General features: G+C 35.5%; 21 protein-coding genes and 1 pseudogene. 6 read left to right on the top strand and 16 right to left on the bottom strand.

The window, feature by feature from the left end; translation table 11 throughout:
* The first annotated feature begins 102 nt into the window (after window positions 1–102).
* The 3 genes from DRZ96_RS04445 (at window position 103) to DRZ96_RS04435 (ending at window position 3,099) form a co-directional block, all read left to right on the top strand.
* Window positions 103–1,665 carry an SH3 domain-containing protein gene (locus DRZ96_RS04445; RefSeq protein WP_112889735.1) on the top strand — a complete coding sequence of 521 codons (1,563 nt, stop codon included), beginning with the start codon at window positions 103–105 and terminating at the stop codon, window positions 1,663–1,665.
* Window positions 1,666–1,774: 109 nt separating this feature from the next.
* Window positions 1,775–2,341 (top strand): RNA polymerase sigma factor, encoded by a 567-nt coding sequence (locus tag DRZ96_RS04440; RefSeq protein ID WP_112889734.1) that lies wholly within the window; start codon window positions 1,775–1,777, stop codon window positions 2,339–2,341.
* Window positions 2,338–3,099 (top strand): hypothetical protein, encoded by a 762-nt coding sequence (locus DRZ96_RS04435; RefSeq protein WP_112889733.1) that lies wholly within the window; start codon window positions 2,338–2,340, stop codon window positions 3,097–3,099. The genes DRZ96_RS04440 and DRZ96_RS04435 overlap by 4 nt, the downstream gene beginning before the upstream one ends.
* A 106-nt stretch (window positions 3,100–3,205) precedes the next feature.
* Here the strand turns inward: DRZ96_RS04435 and DRZ96_RS04430 are convergent, their stop codons facing one another.
* The 8 genes from DRZ96_RS04430 to murA all read right to left on the bottom strand — a co-directional run bounded on the left by DRZ96_RS04430 (window position 3,206) and on the right by murA (window position 11,221).
* Complete coding sequence (locus DRZ96_RS04430) at window positions 3,206–4,060, bottom strand: DnaJ domain-containing protein (RefSeq protein WP_112889732.1); 855 nt, start codon at window positions 4,058–4,060, stop codon at window positions 3,206–3,208.
* Window positions 4,060–4,728 (bottom strand): metallopeptidase family protein, encoded by a 669-nt coding sequence (locus tag DRZ96_RS04425; RefSeq protein WP_112889731.1) that lies wholly within the window; start codon window positions 4,726–4,728, stop codon window positions 4,060–4,062. The genes DRZ96_RS04430 and DRZ96_RS04425 overlap by 1 nt, the downstream gene beginning before the upstream one ends.
* Before the next feature lie 92 nt (window positions 4,729–4,820).
* Complete coding sequence (locus tag DRZ96_RS04420; protein WP_112889730.1) at window positions 4,821–5,621, bottom strand: ATP-binding cassette domain-containing protein; 801 nt, start codon at window positions 5,619–5,621, stop codon at window positions 4,821–4,823.
* A 4-nt stretch (window positions 5,622–5,625) separates the two neighbouring features.
* On the bottom strand, window positions 5,626–6,582 hold the full coding sequence (locus DRZ96_RS04415) for an ABC transporter ATP-binding protein (protein ID WP_070702719.1): 957 nt from the start codon (window positions 6,580–6,582) through the stop codon (window positions 5,626–5,628).
* Between the two features lies 1 nt (window position 6,583).
* The gene (locus tag DRZ96_RS04410) at window positions 6,584–7,426 is read right to left on the bottom strand and encodes an ABC transporter permease (RefSeq protein WP_070702721.1); all 843 of its coding nucleotides are present in this window, start codon (window positions 7,424–7,426) and stop codon (window positions 6,584–6,586) included.
* A 7-nt stretch (window positions 7,427–7,433) separates the two neighbouring features.
* Window positions 7,434–8,363 carry an ABC transporter permease gene (locus tag DRZ96_RS04405; RefSeq protein ID WP_112889729.1) on the bottom strand — a complete coding sequence of 310 codons (930 nt, stop codon included), beginning with the start codon at window positions 8,361–8,363 and terminating at the stop codon, window positions 7,434–7,436.
* Between the two features lie 68 nt (window positions 8,364–8,431).
* A complete protein-coding gene (locus tag DRZ96_RS04400; protein WP_112889728.1) occupies window positions 8,432–9,958 on the bottom strand; it encodes an ABC transporter substrate-binding protein in 1,527 nt (508 codons plus the stop codon).
* 15 nt (window positions 9,959–9,973) lie between these two features.
* Window positions 9,974–11,221, bottom strand: coding sequence for a UDP-N-acetylglucosamine 1-carboxyvinyltransferase (murA, locus tag DRZ96_RS04395; RefSeq protein ID WP_112889727.1), 1,248 nt, complete (start codon window positions 11,219–11,221; stop codon window positions 9,974–9,976).
* A 140-nt stretch (window positions 11,222–11,361) separates the two neighbouring features.
* Here murA and DRZ96_RS04390 point away from each other — a divergent pair, with 140 nt between their 5' ends.
* Complete coding sequence (locus tag DRZ96_RS04390; RefSeq protein ID WP_112889726.1) at window positions 11,362–12,516, top strand: aminotransferase class I/II-fold pyridoxal phosphate-dependent enzyme; 1,155 nt, start codon at window positions 11,362–11,364, stop codon at window positions 12,514–12,516.
* 104 nt (window positions 12,517–12,620) lie between these two features.
* Here DRZ96_RS04390 and DRZ96_RS04385 read toward each other — a convergent pair.
* Together DRZ96_RS04385 and DRZ96_RS04380 are read right to left on the bottom strand one after the other, a co-directional pair.
* A pseudogene (locus DRZ96_RS04385) lies at window positions 12,621–13,497 on the bottom strand (DNA-3-methyladenine glycosylase family protein).
* 46 nt (window positions 13,498–13,543) lie between these two features.
* Window positions 13,544–14,173 (bottom strand): redox-sensing transcriptional repressor Rex, encoded by a 630-nt coding sequence (locus DRZ96_RS04380; RefSeq protein WP_112889725.1) that lies wholly within the window; start codon window positions 14,171–14,173, stop codon window positions 13,544–13,546.
* Between the two features lie 227 nt (window positions 14,174–14,400).
* Here DRZ96_RS04380 and DRZ96_RS04375 point away from each other — a divergent pair, with 227 nt between their 5' ends.
* A complete protein-coding gene (locus DRZ96_RS04375; protein ID WP_112889724.1) occupies window positions 14,401–18,150 on the top strand; it encodes an S-layer homology domain-containing protein in 3,750 nt (1,249 codons plus the stop codon).
* Window positions 18,151–18,245: 95 nt separating this feature from the next.
* Here DRZ96_RS04375 and srtB read toward each other — a convergent pair whose 3' ends face one another.
* Window positions 18,246–18,989, bottom strand: a complete 744-nt coding sequence (gene srtB / locus DRZ96_RS04370) for a class B sortase (RefSeq protein ID WP_112889723.1) — start codon at window positions 18,987–18,989, stop codon at window positions 18,246–18,248.
* A 177-nt stretch (window positions 18,990–19,166) separates the two neighbouring features.
* Between srtB and DRZ96_RS04365 the strand changes: the two genes are divergently transcribed.
* The gene (locus DRZ96_RS04365) at window positions 19,167–20,630 is read left to right on the top strand and encodes an APC family permease (RefSeq protein ID WP_172605461.1); all 1,464 of its coding nucleotides are present in this window, start codon (window positions 19,167–19,169) and stop codon (window positions 20,628–20,630) included.
* A 34-nt stretch (window positions 20,631–20,664) separates the two neighbouring features.
* Here the strand turns inward: DRZ96_RS04365 and DRZ96_RS10515 are convergent, their stop codons facing one another.
* The 5 genes from DRZ96_RS10515 to ymfI form a co-directional block, all read right to left on the bottom strand.
* Window positions 20,665–20,841 (bottom strand): hypothetical protein, encoded by a 177-nt coding sequence (locus tag DRZ96_RS10515; protein WP_172605460.1) that lies wholly within the window; start codon window positions 20,839–20,841, stop codon window positions 20,665–20,667.
* Window position 20,842: 1 nt separating this feature from the next.
* Window positions 20,843–21,745: an arginine deiminase-related protein gene (locus DRZ96_RS04360; protein ID WP_112889721.1), complete on the bottom strand. Its 903-nt coding sequence runs from the start codon at window positions 21,743–21,745 to the stop codon at window positions 20,843–20,845.
* Window positions 21,746–21,844: 99 nt separating this feature from the next.
* Complete coding sequence (locus DRZ96_RS04355) at window positions 21,845–22,675, bottom strand: bifunctional 5,10-methylenetetrahydrofolate dehydrogenase/5,10-methenyltetrahydrofolate cyclohydrolase (protein ID WP_112889720.1); 831 nt, start codon at window positions 22,673–22,675, stop codon at window positions 21,845–21,847.
* Window positions 22,672–23,565 carry a diacylglycerol/lipid kinase family protein gene (locus tag DRZ96_RS04350; RefSeq protein ID WP_112889719.1) on the bottom strand — a complete coding sequence of 298 codons (894 nt, stop codon included), beginning with the start codon at window positions 23,563–23,565 and terminating at the stop codon, window positions 22,672–22,674. The genes DRZ96_RS04355 and DRZ96_RS04350 overlap by 4 nt, the downstream gene beginning before the upstream one ends.
* Before the next feature lie 20 nt (window positions 23,566–23,585).
* Window positions 23,586–24,320: an elongation factor P 5-aminopentanone reductase gene (gene ymfI, locus DRZ96_RS04345; RefSeq protein WP_112889718.1), complete on the bottom strand. Its 735-nt coding sequence runs from the start codon at window positions 24,318–24,320 to the stop codon at window positions 23,586–23,588.
* Window positions 24,321–24,401 lie beyond the last annotated feature (81 nt).

The raw sequence follows: 24,401 nt of genomic DNA, 5'->3' as shown, positions 1-24,401 counted from the left end.
CAATTAAATTATAGGTCATGTGAGAATTTTAGTAAATAGGCGGCTTATTGTAAAAGTTTTTTAAATATAATATAATTAATTGGTAATTTGAAAGGAGTCTTTATGAGCTTTTTTAGAACCCTACCAACAAAGCTTAGCTTTAATACAAGTGAAAAAATTCAAATAGCAAATGCAGAGCTAACTTCAGGTGACTTTGCCCTGGCTATTGACGTCCTAAATGCTCAAGACTCTTTCGTAACTAATATTGAGTTTGCAGTAAAATTTAAGTCTATTGAAAGGTCTTACCTCTTTAATGGTCGTGAATTTTATTTTCAACAGGCCGTAAATATTGCTCCCTACACCCGTTACTTCTTAGATCCCTTTATTCTGGACGAGAGGTTTCACGACGCAAGGGCCATTGACATTTACATCTCAAAATATACTGCCGACGGAAAAAATATTACTTGTGATGACAAAAAATATGAAATAAACCTTCCCGTTATTCCTGAAAAGAAGAGGGCCCAAATAAAGGAAACCCTTGGCGAGGGAATAAAAACTTACGGGGAAAACCAAATGGATTTTTGGCGATGTGCCTGTGGTTTTATCAACGAAGATGAAACTAGTGAGTGTGAGTTTTGTGGAAGAAACAAGAGCTTTGTCCTAAACAATTTGACAGAGGCCCTTATTAATTCCAAGATTTTAAATGTAATCGAGAACACAAGGGCAACTGATGGTATAAATTTAAAAACTCTTGAGACCCACTTGACCCAAACCAATCTTTCAAAGATTGCTCCAACGACGGAAAGCTTAAAGATTGACAGGACCAATGAAGAGGCCCCAAAGAAACCTAAAAAAATTCCTTGGAAGAAAATATTTTTTGCCCTTATCTTTATTATCTTCTTGTCCTTAGTCTCTTTATTTTTAATTAATATTGCAAAGACATCGAGAAATAAAAGTAAAATTGAGGACGCAAGGAGTCTTGCCCTATCTGGCAGCTACCAAGAGGCCCTTGAAATATACAACGACGCAACAAGGGACAAGACTAGCCCAGAAATCTTAAACGAAATGGAAAAGATAAAGAAACTTGTGGCATCAGATGAATCTTATCAAAAGGCTTCCAGCTTCTTTGAAGAAGGCGACTACATTGACGCTGCCTACAACTTCAAAAAAGTTATCCAAGAAGATGAAAAAAATTATAAGCCTGCCCAAGACAAGCTTACATCTATAGAAAATATTATTTTAGACCAAGTTAAATCATCCTATGAAGAAAATAGGACTGAGGCTCTCTTACTCTTAAATTCTTATTTAAATGTTGTTCCTGAATCAGCAAGGGCTTCGAAACTAAAAAAAGAAATAGAGTCAGCTAATAAATTAAATGTAGACACAGAAGAAAGCCAAAAAGAAAACTTTGAAAAGGAAGAGAAAGATAAGGACTCAGCAGAAACTGCAAAAAAAGCTTCGGACCTCCTTCACACTTATAGGACCGTCTCAACAGAGAAAGCCAACCTAAGGGCCGAACCTAGCGTTGACTCTGATATCCTAAAAATTCTCGACAAGGGAACAGAACTTTACGTCCTTGAGACAAAAATCGAACAAGGACAAAGAATTTGGTGTCATGTCGAAGTTGAAAGCCCAATTTCACAAGAAACAATAAAGGGCTGGATCTCAAATAAAACACTAAACTAAGAATCTCCACAAGGCGTGGAGATTTTTTTATAAATTTTTTTAAAATAAATGAACCTTTTTAGGTCCTAAATAGTCTTATAAGTAGATGCATCTAAGAGAGGAGGATAAAATGAATCGTGAAATAAAATTTACAGAAGAAAATTTCGAAAAATTAAAAATTGGCGACAAGGATTCCTTTGACCTCCTTTACCAGGACTACTACCTAGTCTTATATAGGACTGCCCTCTTGATCTTGGGCAATAAGGAAGATGCAGAAGATGTCCTCCAAGACACCTTTGTTTCAATTTATAAAAATGCAAAAACTCTTTCTGATTTTGAAAAGCTAAGTCCTTGGATCTTCTCTATATTAAAGAACACTTCCTACACAAGATACAAGAAGAGAAAGAGGGAATTTCCCGATGAATTTGTCCTTGATAAGTCTGAAAATAGTCCCACCTATCTTGGAGAGGATGACTTTGCAGAAAAATCAGAAATTCAAGATGCCCTCATGACTTTAAAGGAAAAGGAAAGAGAAGTCCTGGTCCTCTATTACTACAACGACTTTTCCATAGAAGAAATCGCCAGCATTTGCAAGACCTTCCAGGGTACAGTGAAGTCTAGACTCTACAGGGCTAGAAGGAATTTAAAGAAAGAACTTTTAAAAACACAAGAAGAATATGAAGGAGAGTTATTATGAAAGATTTTGATAAGTATATAAAAAATGAACTCAATAAGTCTGTTGAAGATTCTTCTCCTTCTGATTATCTTAAAAATAAAATTGATTTGGAAATCAATTCACAAGGAGAAAAAGGAGAATTTAAAATGAAAAAAAGATTTGTATTAGTGGCAGCCGCTGCCCTTGTCCTTTCAGTGGGCGTATTTGCTGCAGGAAAAATTACTGGAACATTAGCATCTTCAACATCATTTTATAACTACACAAAATATACTGACATGGCTAAGGCAGAAAAGAAGGCTGGCTTTGAGGCCTATGCTCCAGAAAGTTTAGGGGACTATAAGTTTGACGGAATTAGAATGGTTGACATGGCAGACATGGACGACACTGGAGAAAAATTAAATAAGAGAAAGGCAATTGATGTAAATTACAAAAATGATGCTGGCGACATAGTAAGCCTTTCAATTGACAAGTATCCAGAAAATTCAATAGCTACTTCAGAACAAGCCCATCAAGAAATGAGAGAAATTAATGGCGTGCAAGTTTATTATTGGAGATTAGAAAGTGTCTTTTTACCAGATGAAAAAGATGCTACAGAAGAAGAACGCGAAAGATCAGAAAAAGATCCTTTCTTTAACCTAGCTATTGGCTCAGCTAAAAGAGAAGAAGACGCTTCAAAGCACCTAATCTTTGACTACAAGGGAGTGCAATATGAGCTAATGGCTGGAGATGATATGGACGTAAATGAATTTTATAGGATGGCAGAAGAAATTATAAAATAATTTTTTCACAGTTAATTAAAACATTTTTCTTATAAATTAAATAGTTGTAAAAAACTAAAAATCTAAACACCAAAAAAGGACCCTCGTGGTCCTTTCTTTTTTGTCTTTAATTTGCCCCAGTCATCTTCTTATACATTTCCACATTTGTGTCGTTTAAGAATTCGTAGGCTGCATTTATTTTTTGAAATTTTTCCTTGGCGCCCTCTTCCTTGTTTAGGTCAGGGTGATATTTTTTTGCCATCTTCCTGTAGGCAAGTTTGATTTCATACTTGTCTGCATTATAATCTACCCCAAGAGTGTCGCAGGCATTTTCGTATTGGTCTTTGAAACCGTAGCCTCCAGTTGATGATGAAGAGCCACCATAAGATCCACCGTAATTGTTGCCGTAAGACCCTCCTTGATTTTCATAAAATCCACCGTAGCCTGATTGCCTAAAGAACTCTTCAAATTGTGAGAAGTCGTCAAAAGTTGTCCAAGTAAAGCCGCCAAAGTCCTTAAACCTTTGTCTGTACTCTTCTTCTCTTTGCCTCCTCCTCTCTTCTTCTGCTTTAATTCTCTCTCTTTCCTTCTTTTCCCAATAAGCTCTTCCGTAGCCAGAGATATTTTCAAATTCATTTTCCTTGCCAAGGAGATAGTGGTCTGCCCTGTCGTAGAAAAATTCTGTCACAACATAGTGGGCGTACTTCAAGAAGGACTCTGACACATTACCAAGTAAGGGCACAAATATTGCCAAGATTATTAGGGTTGATAGCCAATCATTTTTCGCCAAGCCCCTCCAAGCAAAAGGGTTTAGGAGCAAAAATATTATTAAGCATCCTCCCATGGAAATTATGTACAAGAAAAATCTCCTCACTGCCGAGAAGAGATCAACAGCAATGTTTACTATTACAAGTAAGAGGGTCAAGATGAGGTCAAAAAATTTCCCCAGCCCCTTATAAAAATATCCTAAAAATTTATTCATTATTTTTTTCCTTTTCTATATTCTTCTAAAAACTTCTTATCTTCAATGACAAGCCCCCACTCATTTGCCAAAAATTCCAAGTGGTGGGTGAACTCGTGGAGGAGAACTTCTTCAAGCTTTTCCTTCAGCCTCTCCCTGGATGAATACCTATACATCTCCATAAAGGACCCGTAGTAAATTTTTATCATATTTCCAAGTATAGACCTTTGGTATTCTCCCATTATAAGGAGATCATCTGCTCGAGATTCTTCGTGGTATTTTTTATCCTCTGAAAGAATTATACCACCATTTAGATGGTCAAAGGCATAAGATGGTATGGACTCGCAGATGCCTTCCAAGATTTCTTCGACTTCGTCAATTCTCTCTAGGTAATAAGAGTCATATTTTTCTTCGTCTTTTAAGCCTGTGTCATTTTTATTTTCATTTTCTTCTTCATCTTCTGAATCTATATCTTCTTTAATTTTTTCTTGGACTTCTCCCTTATCTTCAAAAGCTTCATTGATTGAGCTTTCTTCTTTATTTGTATCTGGGCCTTTAATTTCTTCACTTGAATTTAATTTTATCTCATCTTCATTTTTTTCATAAATCTCTTCAATCAAGTCAAGAGGAAGGTCAAAATTATTTTCTCCATCGCTATAAAAAATTTTTCTGCCATCTGGGTCAAGCATCTTTTCACCTCCAAAATAAAAAACTGTAGAAGCCTACAGTTTTATCTACTTTATTTAATTATAATACCCAAGCTTAAAATTTTCTACACTTCTTATAGGTCATCACATTTAGCAAGAGTCTTTCCAGGTACTGATGATAATAATTTTTTTGTGTAGTCCATCTTTGGGTTTTCAAAAACTTCTTCTGACTCGTCATATTCCACGCATTTGCCATGATACATCACGAGAACTTCTTCTGCCACGTGCCTAACAACTGAAAGGTCGTGGGAAATGAAAATCATAGAAAGTCCCAAGTCCTTTTGCAAATCTTCCATCAAATTAATTATTTGAGCTTGAATGGAAACGTCAAGGGCTGAAGTTGGTTCGTCAGCAATAATTATCTTGGGGTCAACAGCAAGGGCTCTGGCAATAGAAATCCTCTGCCTTTGTCCCCCTGAGAACTCATGAGGATATCTCTCCATGTGGTATTCTGAAAGACCACAAATTTCCATTGTCTCCAAGACTTTTTTGTGGATCTTCTTCTTGTCCCTCTCTCCCAAAAGATTTCTTATGCCAGAGGCAATTATGTCCTTGCATTTTTTTCTTGGGTTAAGTGATGAATAGGGATCTTGGAAAATCATTTGGACGTCTTTCCTATATTCTTTAAGTTCCCTTTGGTTTTCTTCTAAAATATTCTTGCCCTTGTAAATTATCTGGCCTGTGGCATCGGGATAAAGTCCCATTATGCACCTAGCAAGAGTTGATTTACCTGAACCACTTTCTCCTACAACTCCAAGGGTGTGTGAAGTCTTTAGGTCAAAGGAAATATCATCTACTGCCTTTAGGACCTTCTTCTTGCCAAGATTAAATTCCTTGTTTACATTCTTAACTTGTAAAATTACTTTTTCTTCCATAATATCACCTGTACAAGAAGCAGCTGACCTTTTGGCCATTTACATCAACTTCTTCGGGAGCCTTCTCTTCACAAATTTTCATTCTCTCGTCACACCTTTCACAGAAGTTACAACGATCTGGAAGTCCTATTGGATTGGGAACTGATCCCCTAATTGTGTAGAGTTCGTCCTTCTTCTTGTGGGCACTTGGTATGGCCTTAATAAGTCCCCTTGTGTAAGGATGAAGGGGATGGGTGAAGATATCTTCTGCCTTGGCTCTTTCCACAACCTTGCCTGCGTACATTACGTTGACATAGTCTGCGATATCAGATACAACTCCCAAGTCGTGGGTTATGAAAATAATTGAAGTATTCATGTCTTCCTTTAACTTCTTCATAAGCTCCAAGACTTCCTTTTGGATTGTAACATCAAGAGCTGTTGTTGGCTCGTCAGCTATTAAAAGTTTTGGAGATGATGAAAGGGCCATGGCGATCATGATCCTCTGCCTCATTCCTCCAGAAAGTTCGTGGGGGTAAGAGTTGTAGACATCTTCTGCCCTGGGAATCTCAACTTTTTTTATCATCTCAATGGACTTTTCCTTTGCAGTCTTCTTGTCCATATCGAAGTGAGTCCTAAATACTTCTGACATTTGATAGCCAACCTTTAGGGCTGGATTGAGAGATGTCATTGGCTCTTGGAAAATCATGGAGATTTCATTTCCCCTTATCTTCCTAAGTTCTTCAGGAGTTGCTTCCAACAAGTTCTTACCTTCAAAATTTATTTCTCCAGAAATTTTTTCAAGAGATGACTTGTCGAGAAGTCCCATAATGGCAAGAGTGGTAACGGACTTACCTGATCCACTTTCTCCTACTATGGCAGTTGTCTTACCGTCACGAGTATTTATATTAACCTTGTTTACTGCTTTGACAATACCTTGAGAGCTTTTAAAAAAAACTTCAAGATCTTTTATTTCTAATAACATACTACCTCCTGAACTTTGGATCAAAGGCATCTCTTAGGGCATCGCCAACTATATTTAAGACTAAAATAGTTAGGGCGATGGCTATACCTGGGAAGAGAGTTATGTGAGGATAGTTCCTTATATAGGCCCTTCCCTCAGAAAGCATTTGACCCCACTCTGCTTCTGGCGGCATAATTCCCATTCCAATAAAGGAAAGAGAGGCTGCTGATAGGATTGCAGTTCCAACCCCAATTGTTGCTTGGACAATTATTGGGGCAAAGCAATTGGGAAGGATCTCTGCAAAAATTAATTTAAAAGTTTTTACTCCAGCAAGTCTCGCCGATTCTATATATTCCAAATTCTTAACAGACATAACCTGACTTCTTACAATTCTGGCATAGGATGGAACGGATGAAAGGGAAACTGCTAAGATTAAGTTTCTCATTCCACCACCAAGAGCTGCTGCAAGGGCAATAGCCAGTACAAGTTGAGGAATAGATAAAATAGTATCCATGACCCTCATGATTATGGCATCAAAGACTCCCTCATAGTAACCTGCAAGGGCCCCAATGATAACTCCTACAAATGTAGATATAATTACTGATGAGAATCCAATCTTAAGAGAGACTTGGGCTCCCTTTAGGACTCTTGAAAATATATCACGTCCAAAGTTATCTGTCCCCATTAGGTGATCTGAACTTGGCTTCAAGAAGTTGTCAGCTGGAAACTGCTCTGTGTAATCATAGGGCGCAAGATAGTCTGCAAAAATTGCTCCAAGTATTATTAAGATTAAAATCCCAAGAGCAACAACTGCAATCTTGTTTCTCTTATAATATTTAAAAAATGTTTTAAATCTCTTTAGCATATTCCACCTACTTGTACTCTGACTTAATTCTAGGATTTATAAATCCATAGAGAATGTCTACCACAATAGATATCACTGAGTAAACTATGGCAATAAGCATAATGGCTCCAAGGATTATTGGATAGTCACGAGTTTTTATGGAGTCAACCATTAACCTGCCAATTCCTGGTATGGAGAAAATTGTCTCTGTCAAAATACTTCCACCAAGAAGTCCACCAGCTTGAAGTCCAATAGTTGTTATAACTGGGACCATGGCATTTTTTAGGGCGTGAACAAAGATAATCTTGGATTTTGGAAGTCCCTTGGCATAGGCTGTCCTGATGTAGTCCTTGTCCAAGACATCTAACATGGCTGACCTTGTCATCCTCATAATAACTGCTGAAGATTGGAAGCCCAGGGCAAACCATGGAAGGATCATCTGTTTAATAGATGAAAAGCCTGATGCCGGTAGGACTTTTAACTTAGTAGAGAAAATTATTATAAGTAGTAGTCCTGACCAAAAGATTGGCATGGCTAGGCCTACCATTCCCACAGCTGTGATTATAGAATCAATGATTGTGTTTTTCTTTAGGGCTGCAAGGACTCCAAAGGATATTCCCATTACTACTGCAATAAGAAGGGCTCCGCCAGCAAGCTTAATTGTTGTTGGAAATACTCTTAAGAGGGCTGCAGTAACAGACCTTCCTGATTGGTAGCTTGTCCCCAAGTCAAAGTGGAGGACTAAATTTTTTAAATAATTCCCATATTGGACCAGGAAGGGTTCATTTAGTCCCAGACTCTCTCTTATAGCTTCTACTGTTTCCTTGGTTGCGTTGGGTCCAGCTGCTGCAAGGGCAGCATCACCTGGTGAAAGGTAGAGGAGCAAGAAGACTATAAAACTTACTCCCAAGAGAGTAGGTATTAAAATTAAGAGTCTCTTTAAAATATATTTTGTCATATCTAATCCTTTCTTTCCTAGAAAAGACGAAATTCACCAAATAAGAACTTGGTGAATTTCAAAAAAAATTAATTTTCTAATAATTTTACATCTTTAAGTTCTTGCGCATATCCTGGAAGTAGCTTAAGTCCTTCTACACTACTGTTAGCTGCCACAAGTGTTTCACCATAGCAAATGTATAACCATGGATATTCTTGATTTATAAGCTCTTGAGCCCTCTTATAGATTTCTGCTCTTTTTGCTTCATCAACTGTTGAAAGACCTTCCTTCATTAAATTATCAAGTTCTTCATTGCCAAAGTACATGTAGTTTGGTCCTTGGCCCTTGTTTGATGAATGGAATGGTTGGAAAAGTTCATAGTGAGCATCTACAATTGATGGGTTCCAGCTCATAATAAACATATTATGTTCTCGTCTCTTAAGTGCGTCAACAAAAGCACCCCATTCAAGTCTTTCCACATTAAGTCCAATTCCATATTCCTTTAATTGGGCTTGCATCATAGTTGCAACATTAACTCTTTGGGTGTTGTCAGATGTGTAGATTGAAAGATTTGTTCCTTCCCCCATACCTGCTGCTGCAAAAAGTTCCTTTGCCTTATCCTTGTTAACCTTATTTGTTTCAAGGGAATCTGCAATAGAATATTTAAAGTTAGGGTTAATTGGACTTGTTGCAAGATTTCCACTGTTCATATAAACAGTTTCAAAAATTGTATTCATATCAATGGCATTTACCATAGCTTCTCTAGCTTCCTTCTTGTCAAAAGGTGCCTTTTCCATGTTAAATCCAATAAAGTGAACTGAGTTGTCTAACTTTCTGTAAAGTTTTAATTCGTCATTTTCTTCGATATTAGGAATTTCACTTGGATCAACCTTATAAGCTAAGTCTACTCCACCAGATTCAAGCTCAATAATTCTTTGAGATGCTTCTGGAATAACCTTCATTTCGATTCCAGCAATTTGTGGCTTGTCTCCCCAATAGTTTTCATTTACTGAGAAAGTAGCGTGGTCATTTTGAATCCATTCGTCTAATACAAAAGGTCCTGTTCCCATTGGTTCAGTAGCAAGATCTGCTCCACCTTCAACATAAGCCTTTGAAAGGATTGAAACTGCTGGGTGAGAAAGTGAGTTTAAGAAAGCAGCATCTGGTTCAGTTAATTTAAAGGAGAAAGTCAAGTCGTCTTCTTTTTGATAAGAATTCTTGTCGATTTTTCCATAAAATGGTTTGAACTTGTCAGTTTCTGCGGCCCTATTTAGTGTAAATATTACATCATCTACTGTTAGAGGATCTCCATTGGAGAACTTAACTCCCTCTCTTAACTTTATCTTAAAAGTTTGTGGGTCTGGGTTTTCAATAGATTCTGCAAGAGAGTTTTCAATCTTCCCATCTTCATTTACTTTTACCAAAGTATCATAAACTTGGAGTAAGATATTTACAGCATAGTCATCATCTATTGAAGAAGTTTCAAGAGACGTTGTATCTTCTGAAACTGCAACTTTTAATATCTTTCCTTCTCCATCACCCTTGTCCTTGGAGGAGCAAGCTGTCATAAATAGGGAAAGCACTAAAAGCATTCCAATAATTATTTTTTTCTTCATTATCATCGTCCTTTCTTAGATTCTTTTGATATCGGCTCCAAGATTTCTAAATTTCTCTTCAATTTTTTCATATCCTCTATCGATGTGATGAATTTCAGAGATTTCAGTTTCTCCTTCGGAAACTAAGCCTGCAAGTATAAGGGCAGCTCCTGCTCTTAAATCAGTTGCAGCAACTTTGGATCCGTATAGTTTGTTCTTACCCAAAAGTATAGCTTCTCTATCTACTACTTTGATTTTTGCACCCATTTTCTTAAGTTCATCGGCGTGCATGAATCGATTTTCAAAAACTGTCTCTATAATAGAAGATTGTCCTTCAGCTTGAGTTAATAGAGCCATGAACTGTGCTTGTAGATCTGTTGGAAAGCCTGGATGAGGTAGGGTTTTGATTTCAATTGGTTTAATTTCATCTTTGCCTATCACCCTAACAGTATCTCCATTTTCAATTACTTGAGCACCAGTTTCTTCTAGCTTTGCTATAACTGGTTTTAAGTGGGAAGTAATAATATTTTCAATTGTGATGTCTCCACCAGTAATTGCTGCAGCTACCATAAAGGTTCCTGCTTCAATCCTGTCTGGAATAATTTGGTGAGTGCAACCAGTCAACTTTTCTACACCCTTGATCTTTATTGTAGAAGTTCCTGCACCTGTCACCTTGGCTCCCATTTTATTTAGGAAGTTTGCAAGGTCAACAATTTCTGGTTCCATGGCACAGTTTTCCAAAATAGTTTCGCCTTCAGCAAGAACTGCTGCAGTCATAATATTTTCTGTTGCCCCAACTGATGGGAAGTCAAGATAAATTCTTGTGCCAACAAGCTTGTCGCACTCAGCCATAATTTCTCCGTGAGTCATCTCTATATTTGCACCTAATGCCCTAAAGCCCTTTAAGTGTAGGTCAATTGGTCTTGATCCAATGTTACATCCACCAGGTAGAGAGTTGTGGGCCTTATTTAACTTTGCAAGAAGAGGTCCCATAACCAAGAATGATGCCCTCATCTTGCTCATAAGTTCGTAGTCAGTTTCATAAGAATTAAGTCCACTTGGATCAATCTCAAGTCTGTTGCCATCTTTTTCTATTTTAAGTCCAAGCTTTCTTAGGACTTCTGTAATTATTTCAACGTCCTTTAGCTCTGGCACGTCTTCCAAAATAATTTTTTCTGTGCCAAGAATAGTCGCTGCCAAAATTGGAAGAGCTGCGTTCTTCGCACCAGAAATTCTAACCTTGCCCTTTAGTGGGCCCTTTGATTTTACTAATATTTTATCCAAAAGGATTCCTCCCCTATTTTTATTTATATTAAATTAATTATATCATAGAGAATCTTATTATTTAAGGAATTAAAACAACGCCTATTAATAAAATATTTATTTATGATAAAATGAATTATTAGAAATAAAGGGAGGTTTTTATGAAGAAATTTATCCGTGAAAAATATAGGGATGTTGAAGAATCTATTTACGCTGTTGACTACTCAGAAATCTATGATGATTTTATCAACTTTGGCGTTGGTGACCCAGACCTTGCTACTGACGAAGCCATAATAAAGGAAGCCTACGACTCACAAATGGCAGGTCACACCCACTACGCAGATCCACAAGGTTACATAGGTCTAAGAAAGGCCATAGCAGACTTTTATAAGGAAGACTTTGGGGTGGCTTGCGACCCTGATGAAGTTATGATCACTATGTCAGGAACTGAAGGAATGTTTTTAATCCTTCAAGCTATCCTAGAAGAAGGCGATGAAGTAATGGTTCCTTCACCTTACTTTAGTGTCTACCCAGACCAAGTTGACATGGCTGGTGGTAAAACTGTCTTCTATGACACAAAGTTCGAAAATGATTTTGACATTATTCCATCTGAACTTGAAAAATTAATAAATGAAAAGACTAAGGCCATTATAATAAACACTCCCAACAATCCAACTGGGGCAGTTTATAGTGACGAGACCCTAAAAGAAATTTATGATCTTGCTGTTAAACACGACATCTTAGTGATTTGTGACGACATCTACACAATTTATTCCTACGAGTCTGCCTTCACTCCAATGATCAAGTGGGATAAAAACTTTGACAGGGTGATTTCAATCTCTTCAATGTCCAAGGACTATGTAATGACTGGCTGGAGGCTTGGTGCAATTGTTGCCCACAAGGACCTTATTAAGTCCATGACTTCCATTCACACAAACACAGTTTACGCAGTCCCAACAATTTGCCAATACGCAGGCGTTGTTGGCATCGAAAACAGGAAAAGAATCTGTCCGCCCCTTGCAGAAGAATACAAGGAGAGGATGTATCTTGCTTATGACAGGCTAAAGAAATTAAATCACGTTGAAGTTATGAGACCAAAGGGAACTTTTTACATCTTCCCAAAAATTTCTGTCCCAGGCATGACAACTGACGAAGTTGTAAAAGAAATTTTAGAAAAGGCCCACGTTAACTTAATTGATGGCAAGGCCTTTGGTGCTGCAGGCGATGGCTTTATAAGAATTGCCGTTACTGTTAACAAGGACAGGATCAACGAAGCCTTTGATAGGATAGAAAAATTAGAAATCTTTCAAAAGTGATTTTCTTTTGAAAAATTAAAAAAGATTAATAAGAATTAAAAATCCACGAAAAAAGACTGCGTCATAAAAACTCAGTCTTTCTTTATTTCTTATAAGTTTATAAATTACTTGCCCAACTTGTTCTCTCTTCCATAATAAAAGAGATATTGGTTGGCAAAGCCTGCGTTCTTGCCAAATACTTCTCTTCCACGCATGGCAATCTTTGACTTTGGTGTCACTTCTTTTAAATATAATTCCTCCATAACCCTCTTTATCCACACGTCAACTGGGAAGGACTCCTTCCTGTCAAAGGCAAAGAGGAGGATGCAGTCGGCAACCTTTGGCCCAACTCCTGGAAGGATTTGGAGTTCCTTTCTTGCATCTTCAAGATCCATGTCTTGAATTTTATTGATGTCAACTTGACCTGATGCAATTAATTTTGATGCTTCAACTATCCTCTTGTCACGAAAGCCAACCCTTGCAAATTCACGAAGGTCTTCTGGCTTGGCAAGGGCAAGCTGGTCTGGACTTGGGAAGGAATAGTATTTTCTATTCTCATCCTCTCCAAGATAGTCCCCATACATTTCCGAAATTTTTTCAATTGCCTTTTGGATTCTAGGTATTTGGTTGTTGGCAGAAATTATAAAAGAGATAATTGTCTCAAACTTGTCTTGGTTAAGGATCCTTATTCCCTTACCATATTCTGTTGCCCTTTTCATTACCTCGTCTTTGGAAAGTTCTTCCATTACTATTTTGTAGTCACGAGAAAGGTCAAAATAGTCATAAAAAATTTCCTCAAAGGACTTTTCATCTACTCCCTTTAAAATTATTTCATCCCCAACTTTTTTTTGCATTGGCAACTATGCCATGGGTTACAAAGGTAAAAGACCCGTCCTCTTCTTCGTACCACCTAAAGGCCTGGCCACAAGTGAAAATATCTCTTGGGTCAAATTCTTCTAGGTCAGTGATCTTGCAAAAGCCTTCATCAAAATTTATCTTCATCAATAAAAAACTCCTATAAATAAAAAACCTATTATTAAATAATAGGTCAGCTAATTTCTTTCATAAAATAAGATAGGGTTAGAAGTGAGTCGTTAAGTCTTATGTTTTCAACCACAATGCCTTCCGGTCCCTTTAGGTCGTAGGGTGCGAAGTTCCAAATTCCCTTTACACCTGCATCAATTACCCTATCTGCCACCTCTTCACAGACTTCTCTTGGCACAGTGATAATTGCAACGTCTACACCTTCATCTCTTATGTAATTTTCTAAGTCCTTCATATTACGGACCTTGATCCCACTAATGTCTTCTATGTCATCTTTAATGTCAAAAAGTGAAATGACATTAAAACCAGAATCCCTAAATCCATTGTATCTTGCAATGGCTTGTCCAAGTCTACCTGCACCAATTACTATACTCTTGTAAGACTTGTCTATTCCAAGAATTTTATCAACCTGGTCTTTAAGAGCCTTGGTATTGTAACCATATCCCTGTTGGCCAAATCCCCCAAAATTATTTAAGTCCTGTCTAATTTGCGAAGCAGAAAAACCAGTGAGGCCACTAAGTTCCTTAGAAGAAACTCTCTCCACTCCATCTTCTATGAGTTCTTTTAAGTATCTGTGATAGACTGGCATTCTCCTTATTACGGTTTCGGAAATACTCCTTGCATCCTTCGGCAAATTAACACCTCCTAATTGTTTATATTATAACAATCTTTCCATATTTTGTAAATTGTAGTTGTTTTTCTTTACAAATATTTCATTAGTAAAGCTAGAAAAACACTTAATGCTTTATTAAAAATTTACAATAAATAAAAAATAAGTTAACAAAATCTTTAGAATTTTTCTGTAATATCCTAAAGGATAGATTTATTATTTATACTATTTTTTTATTAGAAAGGAGAAATATGAAAATATTTAAAAAAACTTTTAGAAAAATGACTTTATCTTTTTTAGTCATATTACTTTTTATGTCCAATATACTTGTAAACACTTTTGCTCTAACAAGTAAGGACATAAAAATTCAAAGTTCAGGTGGCGGTGGAAGTATTAATTTAACAATTGAATTTCCAAAATTGTTTAGATTAAATCCTGAAGAGAACACAGAAATTTCAGTATTAGAAGGCAGCGGCGATGTATTTATAAATGAAGAAAAATTCGACTATACCCCAAAACCTTTACAAATTAAAACTGAAAATAATTCTTTTAACCTAAAAGTAGATTCAAATATAGATGAAGATATTATTGTTAATATAAGAACATCAACTTTTTCTTTAATCTTAGCTTTAAATACTCAAAATTCACATGCGTCAGTGACAAGTTTTGAACCCTTTATTGAAACTGATGAGCCTGATTATGTGGATGAAAATTTATCACACAATGTAAACTTTCGCTCATCAATAACTAACATAAATAACTCTCAAGAAGCAATGGATTTTATCCAAAAATCAAATTTTGCCTTCCCAAATAATGAGGTTAATGTCAATACTATTAAAGATCAAGTTGATCTATCCCTAGGAGACCAATTTGAAAATGAAATTATTTATAATAAAACTAAAAAATGTTATGAAATTTCAATTTGGTCAAAGAATGATAAGCAAGACCTAGTTAAAGAGCCTCTTTATATAAACTCTGATGTAAATATAAATTTTGATGACCCTAAAATATTGAGATATTCAAGTCTTAGACAGATAACAGAAAATGACTCTCTTATTGAAAATGGCAGTTTGAAAATTGAAAAAAATAACTCAAGTCCTTACGGTAATGTTGTGCTTCCAATATCAAATTACGGAAGAAACTACACTATTGAGGCTGAGGTTATCCACAACGGCGGAGCTAATAATTCAAGATGGATTGCCCTTTCCTACGGTCTTAAACCAATTAATCCAAATGAAAATACTTGGTCCTTTTGGCAAATGGCTATAAGAAAAAATGCAACTGCAACAAATGGTGTCGAGTTTGCCAACATGACCCCTTCAGGCAATTGGAATGTAAAAGCAACTAGTCCATATAAGGAAGTATTAAAAGACAATACTCCTTACAAGTTAACAATTGTAGTAGAAGGTAATGAAGTGAGAGAGTATATAAATGACGAACTTTTAGTTGTTTCAAGTCTTCCTATTGAAGATAGAGATGGAAAAATTGCTTTTTCTTATAATAATGCAAATGCTGAGTTAAAAAGTCTCAAAGTTACTGGTGAAATTCCGAAAAATCTTCCAAAAGAAATTGTCATTGACGATATCCAAAATGAATATGTAAGTAATATTTATCAACCAAAAACTCAAATTCAAATCCCACCAACAATTGTGGCAAATAATTCTAATAATTTTACCTCCTTGGCATCAGGAATTAAGAGACCAGCCACAATAATTTTTGATTTAGATGAAGATTTAAATGTAATAGCATCTAACGCTAAAATCCCTCTAGGTTCAGCTATTGAGTCTATAAAGAAAAATGCAATGATTGCCTTTAGAACTAATTCTGAAAGTACAGCTTTTAAATTATCAAGATTTATAGATAATAATAAAATTGTTGATGCTTTTATTATTTCTAAAAATCCAGAAATCATAAAAGAAATTACAAATCATACTGGCATGAGAGGCGTCTTAGATTTTACTGACAAGGAAATTTCAAGGGATAATTTAATTAATATTGTTCACGAAACAAATAAATCCAATTCAAGGATCGCTCTAATCCCACAAAAACTTGCCAAGAGAGAAAACATCAAATATATTCAAGCTAGAGCTATTGCAACATGGGTTCTTTCAGATTCGGAAGACAAGAGTCTCTATAACAATATTTTGTCTGGGGCCTATGGAATTGTTACGGAAAAACCACTTGACGCCATTAATTTTATTGAGTCTTTTAAGGATCCATCCCTTGGAAATATCTTGACTAGAAATACAATAATAGCGGCTCATAGGTCTGTACACACAGATATTCCTATTGATATTCCTGAATTAAATCTAAAGGCAGGGGCAAATCTACCGGAAAATTCTATATCAGCACTAAAGGCTGCAATGGCTATACATGCAGATGCTGCAGAGTCTGATGTGTATCTTGCAAAAGATAATGTACTTGTTATGAATCATGACGCAAGAACAGGTAGGCTTTCAAATAAAGATGTGCTTGTTGAAGACTTAACTTCTTCAGAATTAAAGGAAATTAAATACAAAGAAAAGCCTGACGAAGGCATAGCAACTCTAGATGAGTTTTTTGATGCTAGTAAGGACTCCGACATAATACATGTAATTGAAATAAAAAGTGGCAATCTAAATATTGGATCTTATTTAAGAGATACTGTTTATAAGCACAATATGCAAGACCGAGTAATTTTTATTTCGTTTAGTAAAGAACAATGCGAAAAAATGAGAGAATTTATGCCAGAAATATCTGTTGGTTATTTAGGTGGAGTAACTACTGCTATTACTCCAAAAACTTTGGCTGTAAAAAAACTTACAGAAACTTTAAGCCCTATGAATGCTTTTTTCAACAACAACATGTCACTTGCAAATTATGAACAAGCTCAGTTTTCTAATCATAGAGGAATTTTATTTCATCCATGGACTATAAGGGATAGAGGTATTTATGAAGAATATTTCAGTAAATCTTATCATGGTGAAACAACTGACTTTCCTTTCTGGGGCATGGACTATTTATCTTCTGTAACAAGCTCAAAAGATAATTATACTAAAAAAGAAGTTGATAATAATAATTTTATAGCAAAATCAAACTTTAAAAATGGAAATAGCATAGATCTAAAAAATCCTAAACTCATTAAAATTAAAGATCAAGAAAATTTATTTTTGCTAGGCGACTCCTATGAATTAAACAATATAGGCAAAAAATATACTGTTGTTTCTGAAGTTTTATCTTTAAAAGAAAAAGGAAATGAAGAAGCAGTTAAACCTAAGAATCCAGAAGAGCAAACTAATCCTAGTAAAACAGAGGATCCAACTTATCCAGAAAGCCCTCAGAATCCAAATAATCCGCTCCCTTTAAATCCAGAAGAAAATAAAGAAGATTACTATTACAATTCTATATTCGACTTTAGTAGACATGACCACCCAAAGACTTATCCTGTCAACATTAGCTTTAAGGAAGATAATAAAAACAAGAAAAATAATTATCCTCAAGACATAAATGGATACTGGGCAGAAGATTCAATTAAAAAAGTTTTAGATGAAAATCTAATGGAATTAATTAATTCTAACTTTATACCTAATAAAAATTCAACTAGAGCAGAAATTGTTAGAGCTTTGGCGAAACTTGAAAAAATTGATCTAGATTCTTATGATAAAAAAATCTTTAAAGATGTTGATTCTAATACTGAAATCGGAAAAATGATTGCTTGGGCTTACGAAAATAAAATTATAGCCGGTTATGAAGATGGAAATTTCAGAATGAATAATTCCATAACAAGAGAAGAATTTGCATCTATATTAAATAGGTATGTTGTAAATTTAAATAAAAAATTTCCTCTTGAAGAGCCTGTAGCTTTTACAGACTCAAAAGAAATTTCAACTTGGGCAAAAGATGATGTTAATAAAGCTGTAGAGAGAGGCTTAATCTATGGTTATGAAGACAAAAGCTTCAAGCCTAAACATAACATTTCAAGAGCTGAAGTTGCACAAATCTTTACAAATTTAATGAAATAGTTTTAAATTAATAAAAATAAAAAGAGTTCTACTGAAGATAGCTAATAAATAAGTAAGTCTTCTTGTAGAGCTCTTTTTTATATAAATTTATAAATTTAATCTTCCTCCAATTTTGCCTGTACCACAAGCCTTGTATCTCCAGGCGAGCAAGTTTGTAGGGTCAAGATGTCTTCAATCTTCTTTGGAAGATCTCCATTAAAAGTATTTTTTTCTTTTATATATCTAAGGAGGTCTTCTCCCTCTTCCTCAGTGTAAGATGGACTCCTAAACTTGTCATAGGGACTGGCATTATAAACTGCAAAGACCTTGTATTTTTTGTAGCCATCAAGAGAATAAATTTCTATAAACCTATCTTCTGCAAAAAATCCTTCTTCTTCATACTTGTGAAGGTCCTTAAAGTTTCCTGCCCTAACATTGTTGTGCCCGTAAACAATTGTGTTTTGATCAGAAAAGTTTTCATCGTTCCTGTAGTCCATAAAGATGGCACCAAAGACATTGTACTCGTCCTTGTAATTGTGGTTTAGGTAGTAGTCGTTGTCACTTCCCTTGACTATTGGATAGTAAATCTCAGTTCCGCCAACCCTTATCCAGCCAACAATAGAAGGATATTCTTTTCTCAAGTCCTCAATTTTTTTTATGGCTTCAAGATTTTTCTTTTCTTTCTCATCAACTTTTGGATCAGGAGTCTTTAGCTCTTCTCTTTCGAATTTTTCTTGAACTTCTCTTGTGGCGTCCTTAAATTCCTTGTCTTCCTTGTTGTAATTGTAAATCCTATAAAGACTTGTAAGCAAGATTATCACAAGGATGACTTCTATTATAGTTAAAATTTTATTTTTCATATTTTTCCTTTCTTATGGTATCTTATATTCTAATTTTTATTAGTTCAAGTTGTTTTTTAATTTTAAATAAGAATTGTATTCTTTATAAATTTGACAACTGGCTCATTTTTAACTTATTATTATAATATAGTTTAACGCGATAAATTGATGCAGATACTTTTGATAGAGGTGTTTTTCTTGAAAAAAGATAAATATAGTGAAATGAAAAAGAAAATTCCAAATATAAAAAATATAATGAGAATTAGACAAAGTAGAAAGAAAGGTGATATGGGTTATCTAGATTTTTTCATGCTTGGTTTTGGATCTATGGTTGGAGTTGGCTGGGCAGTTTCTTCTAATCGCTGGATAGCTCTAGCTGGTGGTCCTATTCCTGCCTTTCTTGGATTTGTAATTGCAACTATTCTCTTAATACCAATTGGACTATGTCACGGGGAGCTACTTGCCACCCTGCCACAGGCTGGTGGGGTCATGGTCTATACTAGTAAAGCCTTTGGTCGAAACTTATCCTTTATTTCATCTTGGTTTCTTGCTCTTTCTTATCTAACGATACTGCCTTGGGAAGCTATTTATATAAACACAATTCTTAAAAAATTAGTTCCTTTCTTATCTAGTTCAAAGGTCCTTTATTATGTAGCAGGTTATCCAATACAAGCATCTTCCATCTTTCTTGGTATAGGGCTTGCCCTTTTGTTATTTTTTATAAATTTTAAGGGGGCAAATTTTGCTTCAAAGCTTCAATCTATACTTTCTATTTTAATAATTTTAATAGGTTTTATAGTCATCTTTTTTTCCTTTAAAGTTGGAAGTGTTTATAATTTCTATCCACTCTATAAAAACGTCGGCGAGGGAAATCACTCTTCACTTTTTGGTGGAATAATAGCAGTTATTGTAATTGTTCCCTTTTTTATGTCAGGTTTTGACACTATTGCCCAATCTGTGGAAGAAACTTCACCCGATAAAAAATTTAAAAATGTCGCCATTGCCATGGTTCTGTCTATAGTAGCAGCAGGTGCTTTTTATTCACTTGTGATTCTTTCAACAGGAAGCGTGTCCAATTGGCAAGCCTATTCTCTTGCAAGTCCGCCTGCCATGGGATATTTGCTACAAGACGCTTACAGAGGAAGACTTGGTCTTATTCTTGATAAATTAATTGTAATAGGAACTGTCTCTGGACTTTTCTCAACTTGGAATGGAATGTTTATGGCATCGGCAAGACTACTTCAATCTATGGCAAAAAATAATCTTATTCCAAAGGTTTTTGCAAGGGAGCACGCTGAATATGGAACTCCTGTAACAGCTCTTGTTTTCTGCTTTTTCTTTGCTGCTGTCGGTCCTTTTGTGGGCATGAATTTAATTGACCCCTTGACTAGTCTTGGTTCAGTTTCTTTTGTAATTGGATGGTTCTTAACTTGCCTATCCTTAGCTGCTCTTATTAATAAGGATAAGGATTATTATACTTCCTTTAAGGCTCCAGGTGGAAAACTAACTATTTATCCAGCAATAATAATTTCTGCTGTAATTGTAATCTCCACTTTCATACCAAAAACTCCTTCTTTTATGGGCTACACTGCCCTAATTATTTTCTTCTTTTGGTTACTTTTGGGATTAGCTTTTTTAAAATTTTATAATAAAAAAGATTAATATAAAAAAGAGAGATAAAATTTATCTCTCAATATTATACATAAACTCCTATAGCCAAAATTATTGAGGCAAGGGACATTAAAATTTTTCCTAATAGTATCAAAAAATTTTCCCATGACTTGTTTTCCTTATATATTTTATAATTTTCGGGGACTTGTCTTGCCCAAAAGATGGCAAAAATTATAAAAGCCAGGCATTTTAATAAATCCATATCAACCCTCCCTTATGTCAAAGAAATTTTCTGCTATCATGCACCTTATTGATCCGCCACCGTATTTTGAAATTGTGTCTACATCAACTGGCAGGATCTCATCCTGTTTTTCAATTTTTTCTCTATTTTCTTTTCTAAGATGATCATAGGCTGACTTGGCTATGACAAGGATATTTTTATCCTCTCCCTTTAATTCAAGGGAGTTTCCTGCAAAGTTATCAAATTCTTCCTTGTTAAGAGAAATAATTTCTTTTCCAGATTCTCTTAGGGACTTAAGAACTTCTTCTTTGTTTTCTACAATTAATTCATCTGCAATAATCGCAAATTTTTCTCCCACCATCATCATGACATTGGTGTGGTAGACATAGGTTCCCTTGTCTTTAGCCCTGAAATAAACTGGCTTTAAGTCAAAGCTATGACAGAATTTTAAAAATTCATCCTTGTCACATCTTTTCGAAAGACTCCCGTAGCAAATGTTGTTCCACCTGTCAATTACTACAGCCCCAGTCCCTTCAAGGACTTTTCCTTCATCATTTCTAAAGTCAACAACTTCTGCCCTGTCGTAGTCTAGAATTTTTTTAAGCTGTGGAAGAATTTTGTCATACTCTTCATTCCTGTTGTCTGTGTACATCTCAGAAATAAAAATTTTGCCAGGGAAAGTCACAAAGACATTGTTTGGGAAAATTGAATCTGGTGTCCTGTCATCAAAGTCACTAATTACATCAACTTGAATGTTTTTTGCCCTTAAACTTTCCACTGCCCTGTCAAATTCTCTTAGGGCTCTCTCTTGAATTTCTTCATCAGAAGTTTTCTTTGGGCTAACTTGGTAGACATTATCTGCCGCTGTTTCTATATTAAAATTAAAGGCGTAGGGCCTAACTAAAATTACTTTATTTGTTATCATTTCTTTCTCCTTTATATCAGTAAGATTAATTATAACAAATTTTAAGTAAAAAACCCTCCACTAGGGAGGGATAAGTTTTCGCTTATATTTTTAAATTTTTTACAAGTAATAATTTATTACATTCTCAAGAAGAAGGAGGTTTGTAATGCTTCCTATCCCACCGGGAACTGGTGAGAAGGCTCCAATCTTTCCCATAACAGCTTCTTCGTCAAGGTCTCCACGATACTTGCCTTCCTTGTTCTTTGAAGTCCCAATATCAATTACTACTGCATCTTCATTTAAGTAAGATTCATCAAGAACCTCAGCCCTTCCCATGGCAGTGAAGATTATATCGGCAGCTTTTGTGTGCTTCCTGAGGTCCTTGGTTCCCACGTGACAAACAGTTACAGTTGCAAGCTCATTAAGTAAAATCATGGCAAGGGGTTTTCCAACAACATTGGAGTGGTTAATGATAACAACATCTTTCCCCTTTAATTCATAATCATAAAACTCTAAAAGTTCGTGAGCAGCCTTCGGTGCAAGGGGAATAAATCCATCTAAGTGGCCGCTATAGACCTTAGCCCTATTAATGGGATTCATGCAGTCAATGTCCTTCTTGGGATCAAGGGCAAGGGAAATCACATCTTCGTCAATACTTTCTGGAAGTGGTCTAAAGACAAGTATTCCACCAATTTTTTTGTCTTGGTTTAAATCTTTTAGGCAATCCAAAATTTCATCTTGGCTCACATCTTCTTTAAATTCATTTACATCTACACTTACTCCAAGTTTTTCTGCAGATTTTTTTATTCCCTTTAAATAGGCAAGAGATCCATAGTCATCACCCACCCTAATAATAGAAATTATTGGCTTGTCCTTTAATTTTTTAATTTTTTCAACTAGGTCACCAGTCTTCTTTTCAACATAGTCCTTGGCATATAAAATTTTTGTCATGTTAATTCCTCTCTCGGGATATAAACTTCAACAGCTTCCTTTAAAATCTTTATCTTTACAGGAAGTTTTGGTCCCTCATCTCCATCTATATCAAGTCTTACTTCTTTATCATCTATTGAAGAAATCTCTGCTTCTTTAACGATGAAGTCCAAAACATTTTTGCCTTGCTCCACTTCTCCTTCTATTGAGTCTTTTAATAATTCAAGCCTATCTTTAATAGAATCCTTAGTTAGAATAAATAAATTTGCATATCCATTATTCATCTCTTTATTTTCAGATGTGAATTCAAGCTTTCCAATTTTATTTGAAAGTCCAACCATTAGGTGGTCTACTGGACCAGAATAATTTCCACCATCTGATTTAACGTCAAGATTATATTTTTCCGAGCCAGCTAACATTTCAATGGACTTTTTTATATAAGCAAGTCCTCCAATTTTTGACTTCTCTTCAGAAGAAACTTCATGAATTGCTTCTGGCACTGGCCCAATTGATGCAAAGAGACTAAAAATTTTATCGTTAACCCTTCCTAAGTCAATCTTTTCTGTCCTTTTAAAATCAAAAGACTCAAGTGCTTCTTCTTTATCTTGAGAAATATTAAGACTTTTGGCCAATAAGTTTCCTGTTCCACCTGGCAGTATTAGGAGTTTTGCTCTAGAATCAATATTTTTCATTCCAAGTAGGACTTCATTTACAGTCCCATCGCCACCATAAACTCCAATGGAATCTACACCTCTTATTTCTTCAACAAACTTTGTCCCATCTCCAGCTTTTTTTGTTTCTTTTAAGATAACTTCATCAAAATATTTTTTAAGCTTATCTTCTATTTTTCCAACAAATTCTTTCCCACTTTCATCCCCAGAATTTGGGTTGTAAATAAATAAAATTTTCATTTTAACATCTCTCTTTTACATCAATATACAATCATTCCACCGTTGGGAGAAATTATTTGTCCCGTCATGTAAGAATTTTTTTCTGAAACCATAAAGGCAACTAGTTCTGCAATCTCTTCTGTAGTTGCAAGTCTACCCATGGGTATGTCTTCTGATAAGATGCAGAGGTTGTCTGTCCCAATCTCTCTTGTCATTGGTGTATCCACTGCGCCTGGGGCAACTGCGTTAACTGTTATGCCTGAATAGCCAAGCTCTTGGGCCAAGGCCTTTGTCAGTGCGTTAATAGCTCCCTTAGTTGCAGAGTAGTGACTCTCCATGGACCCACCAACTATTCCCCAAATTGATGTCATGTTCAAGATTTTTCCTGAATGCTTCTTTAGCATATAGGGAAGGGCAGCATGGATTGCGTTATAAACTCCCTTTACATTTACATCAAAAATCTCGTCCCAAGTTTCTTCGTCAATATCTTGGAAGAGGGCGTAGGAAGAAATGCCTGCGTTGTTAATTAGGATGTCAACTCCCTTAAATCTTCTCTCTACTTCTTTAAACATCTCTTCAACTTCAGAAAATTTTCTTATGTCTGCTTTTATGGCAAGGGCGTCCTTGCCCATGTCTCTTATTTCTTTTTCTAGGTCTCTTGCTTCTTTCTCTGACTTGTTGTAGTTAATAATAATTCTGTAGTCTTCTCTTGCAAGCCTTCTTGCAATATCTCTTCCTATTCCACGAGAGGCTCCAGTTATAAGTACAGTCTTCATCTTCCCTCTTCACCAACCTTTACTTCATTATACCAAATTTATAAAAATTATTTTGCAAAAGAAAAAAGCCATGTCATTGAC

The organism is Peptoniphilus harei (genome assembly GCF_900454685.1).
GTDB lineage: Bacteria > Bacillota > Clostridia > Tissierellales > Peptoniphilaceae > Peptoniphilus_A > Peptoniphilus_A harei.
The sequence above is the reverse complement of the archived record's forward strand: the minus strand, read 5'-3'. Positions and strand labels throughout refer to the sequence as shown.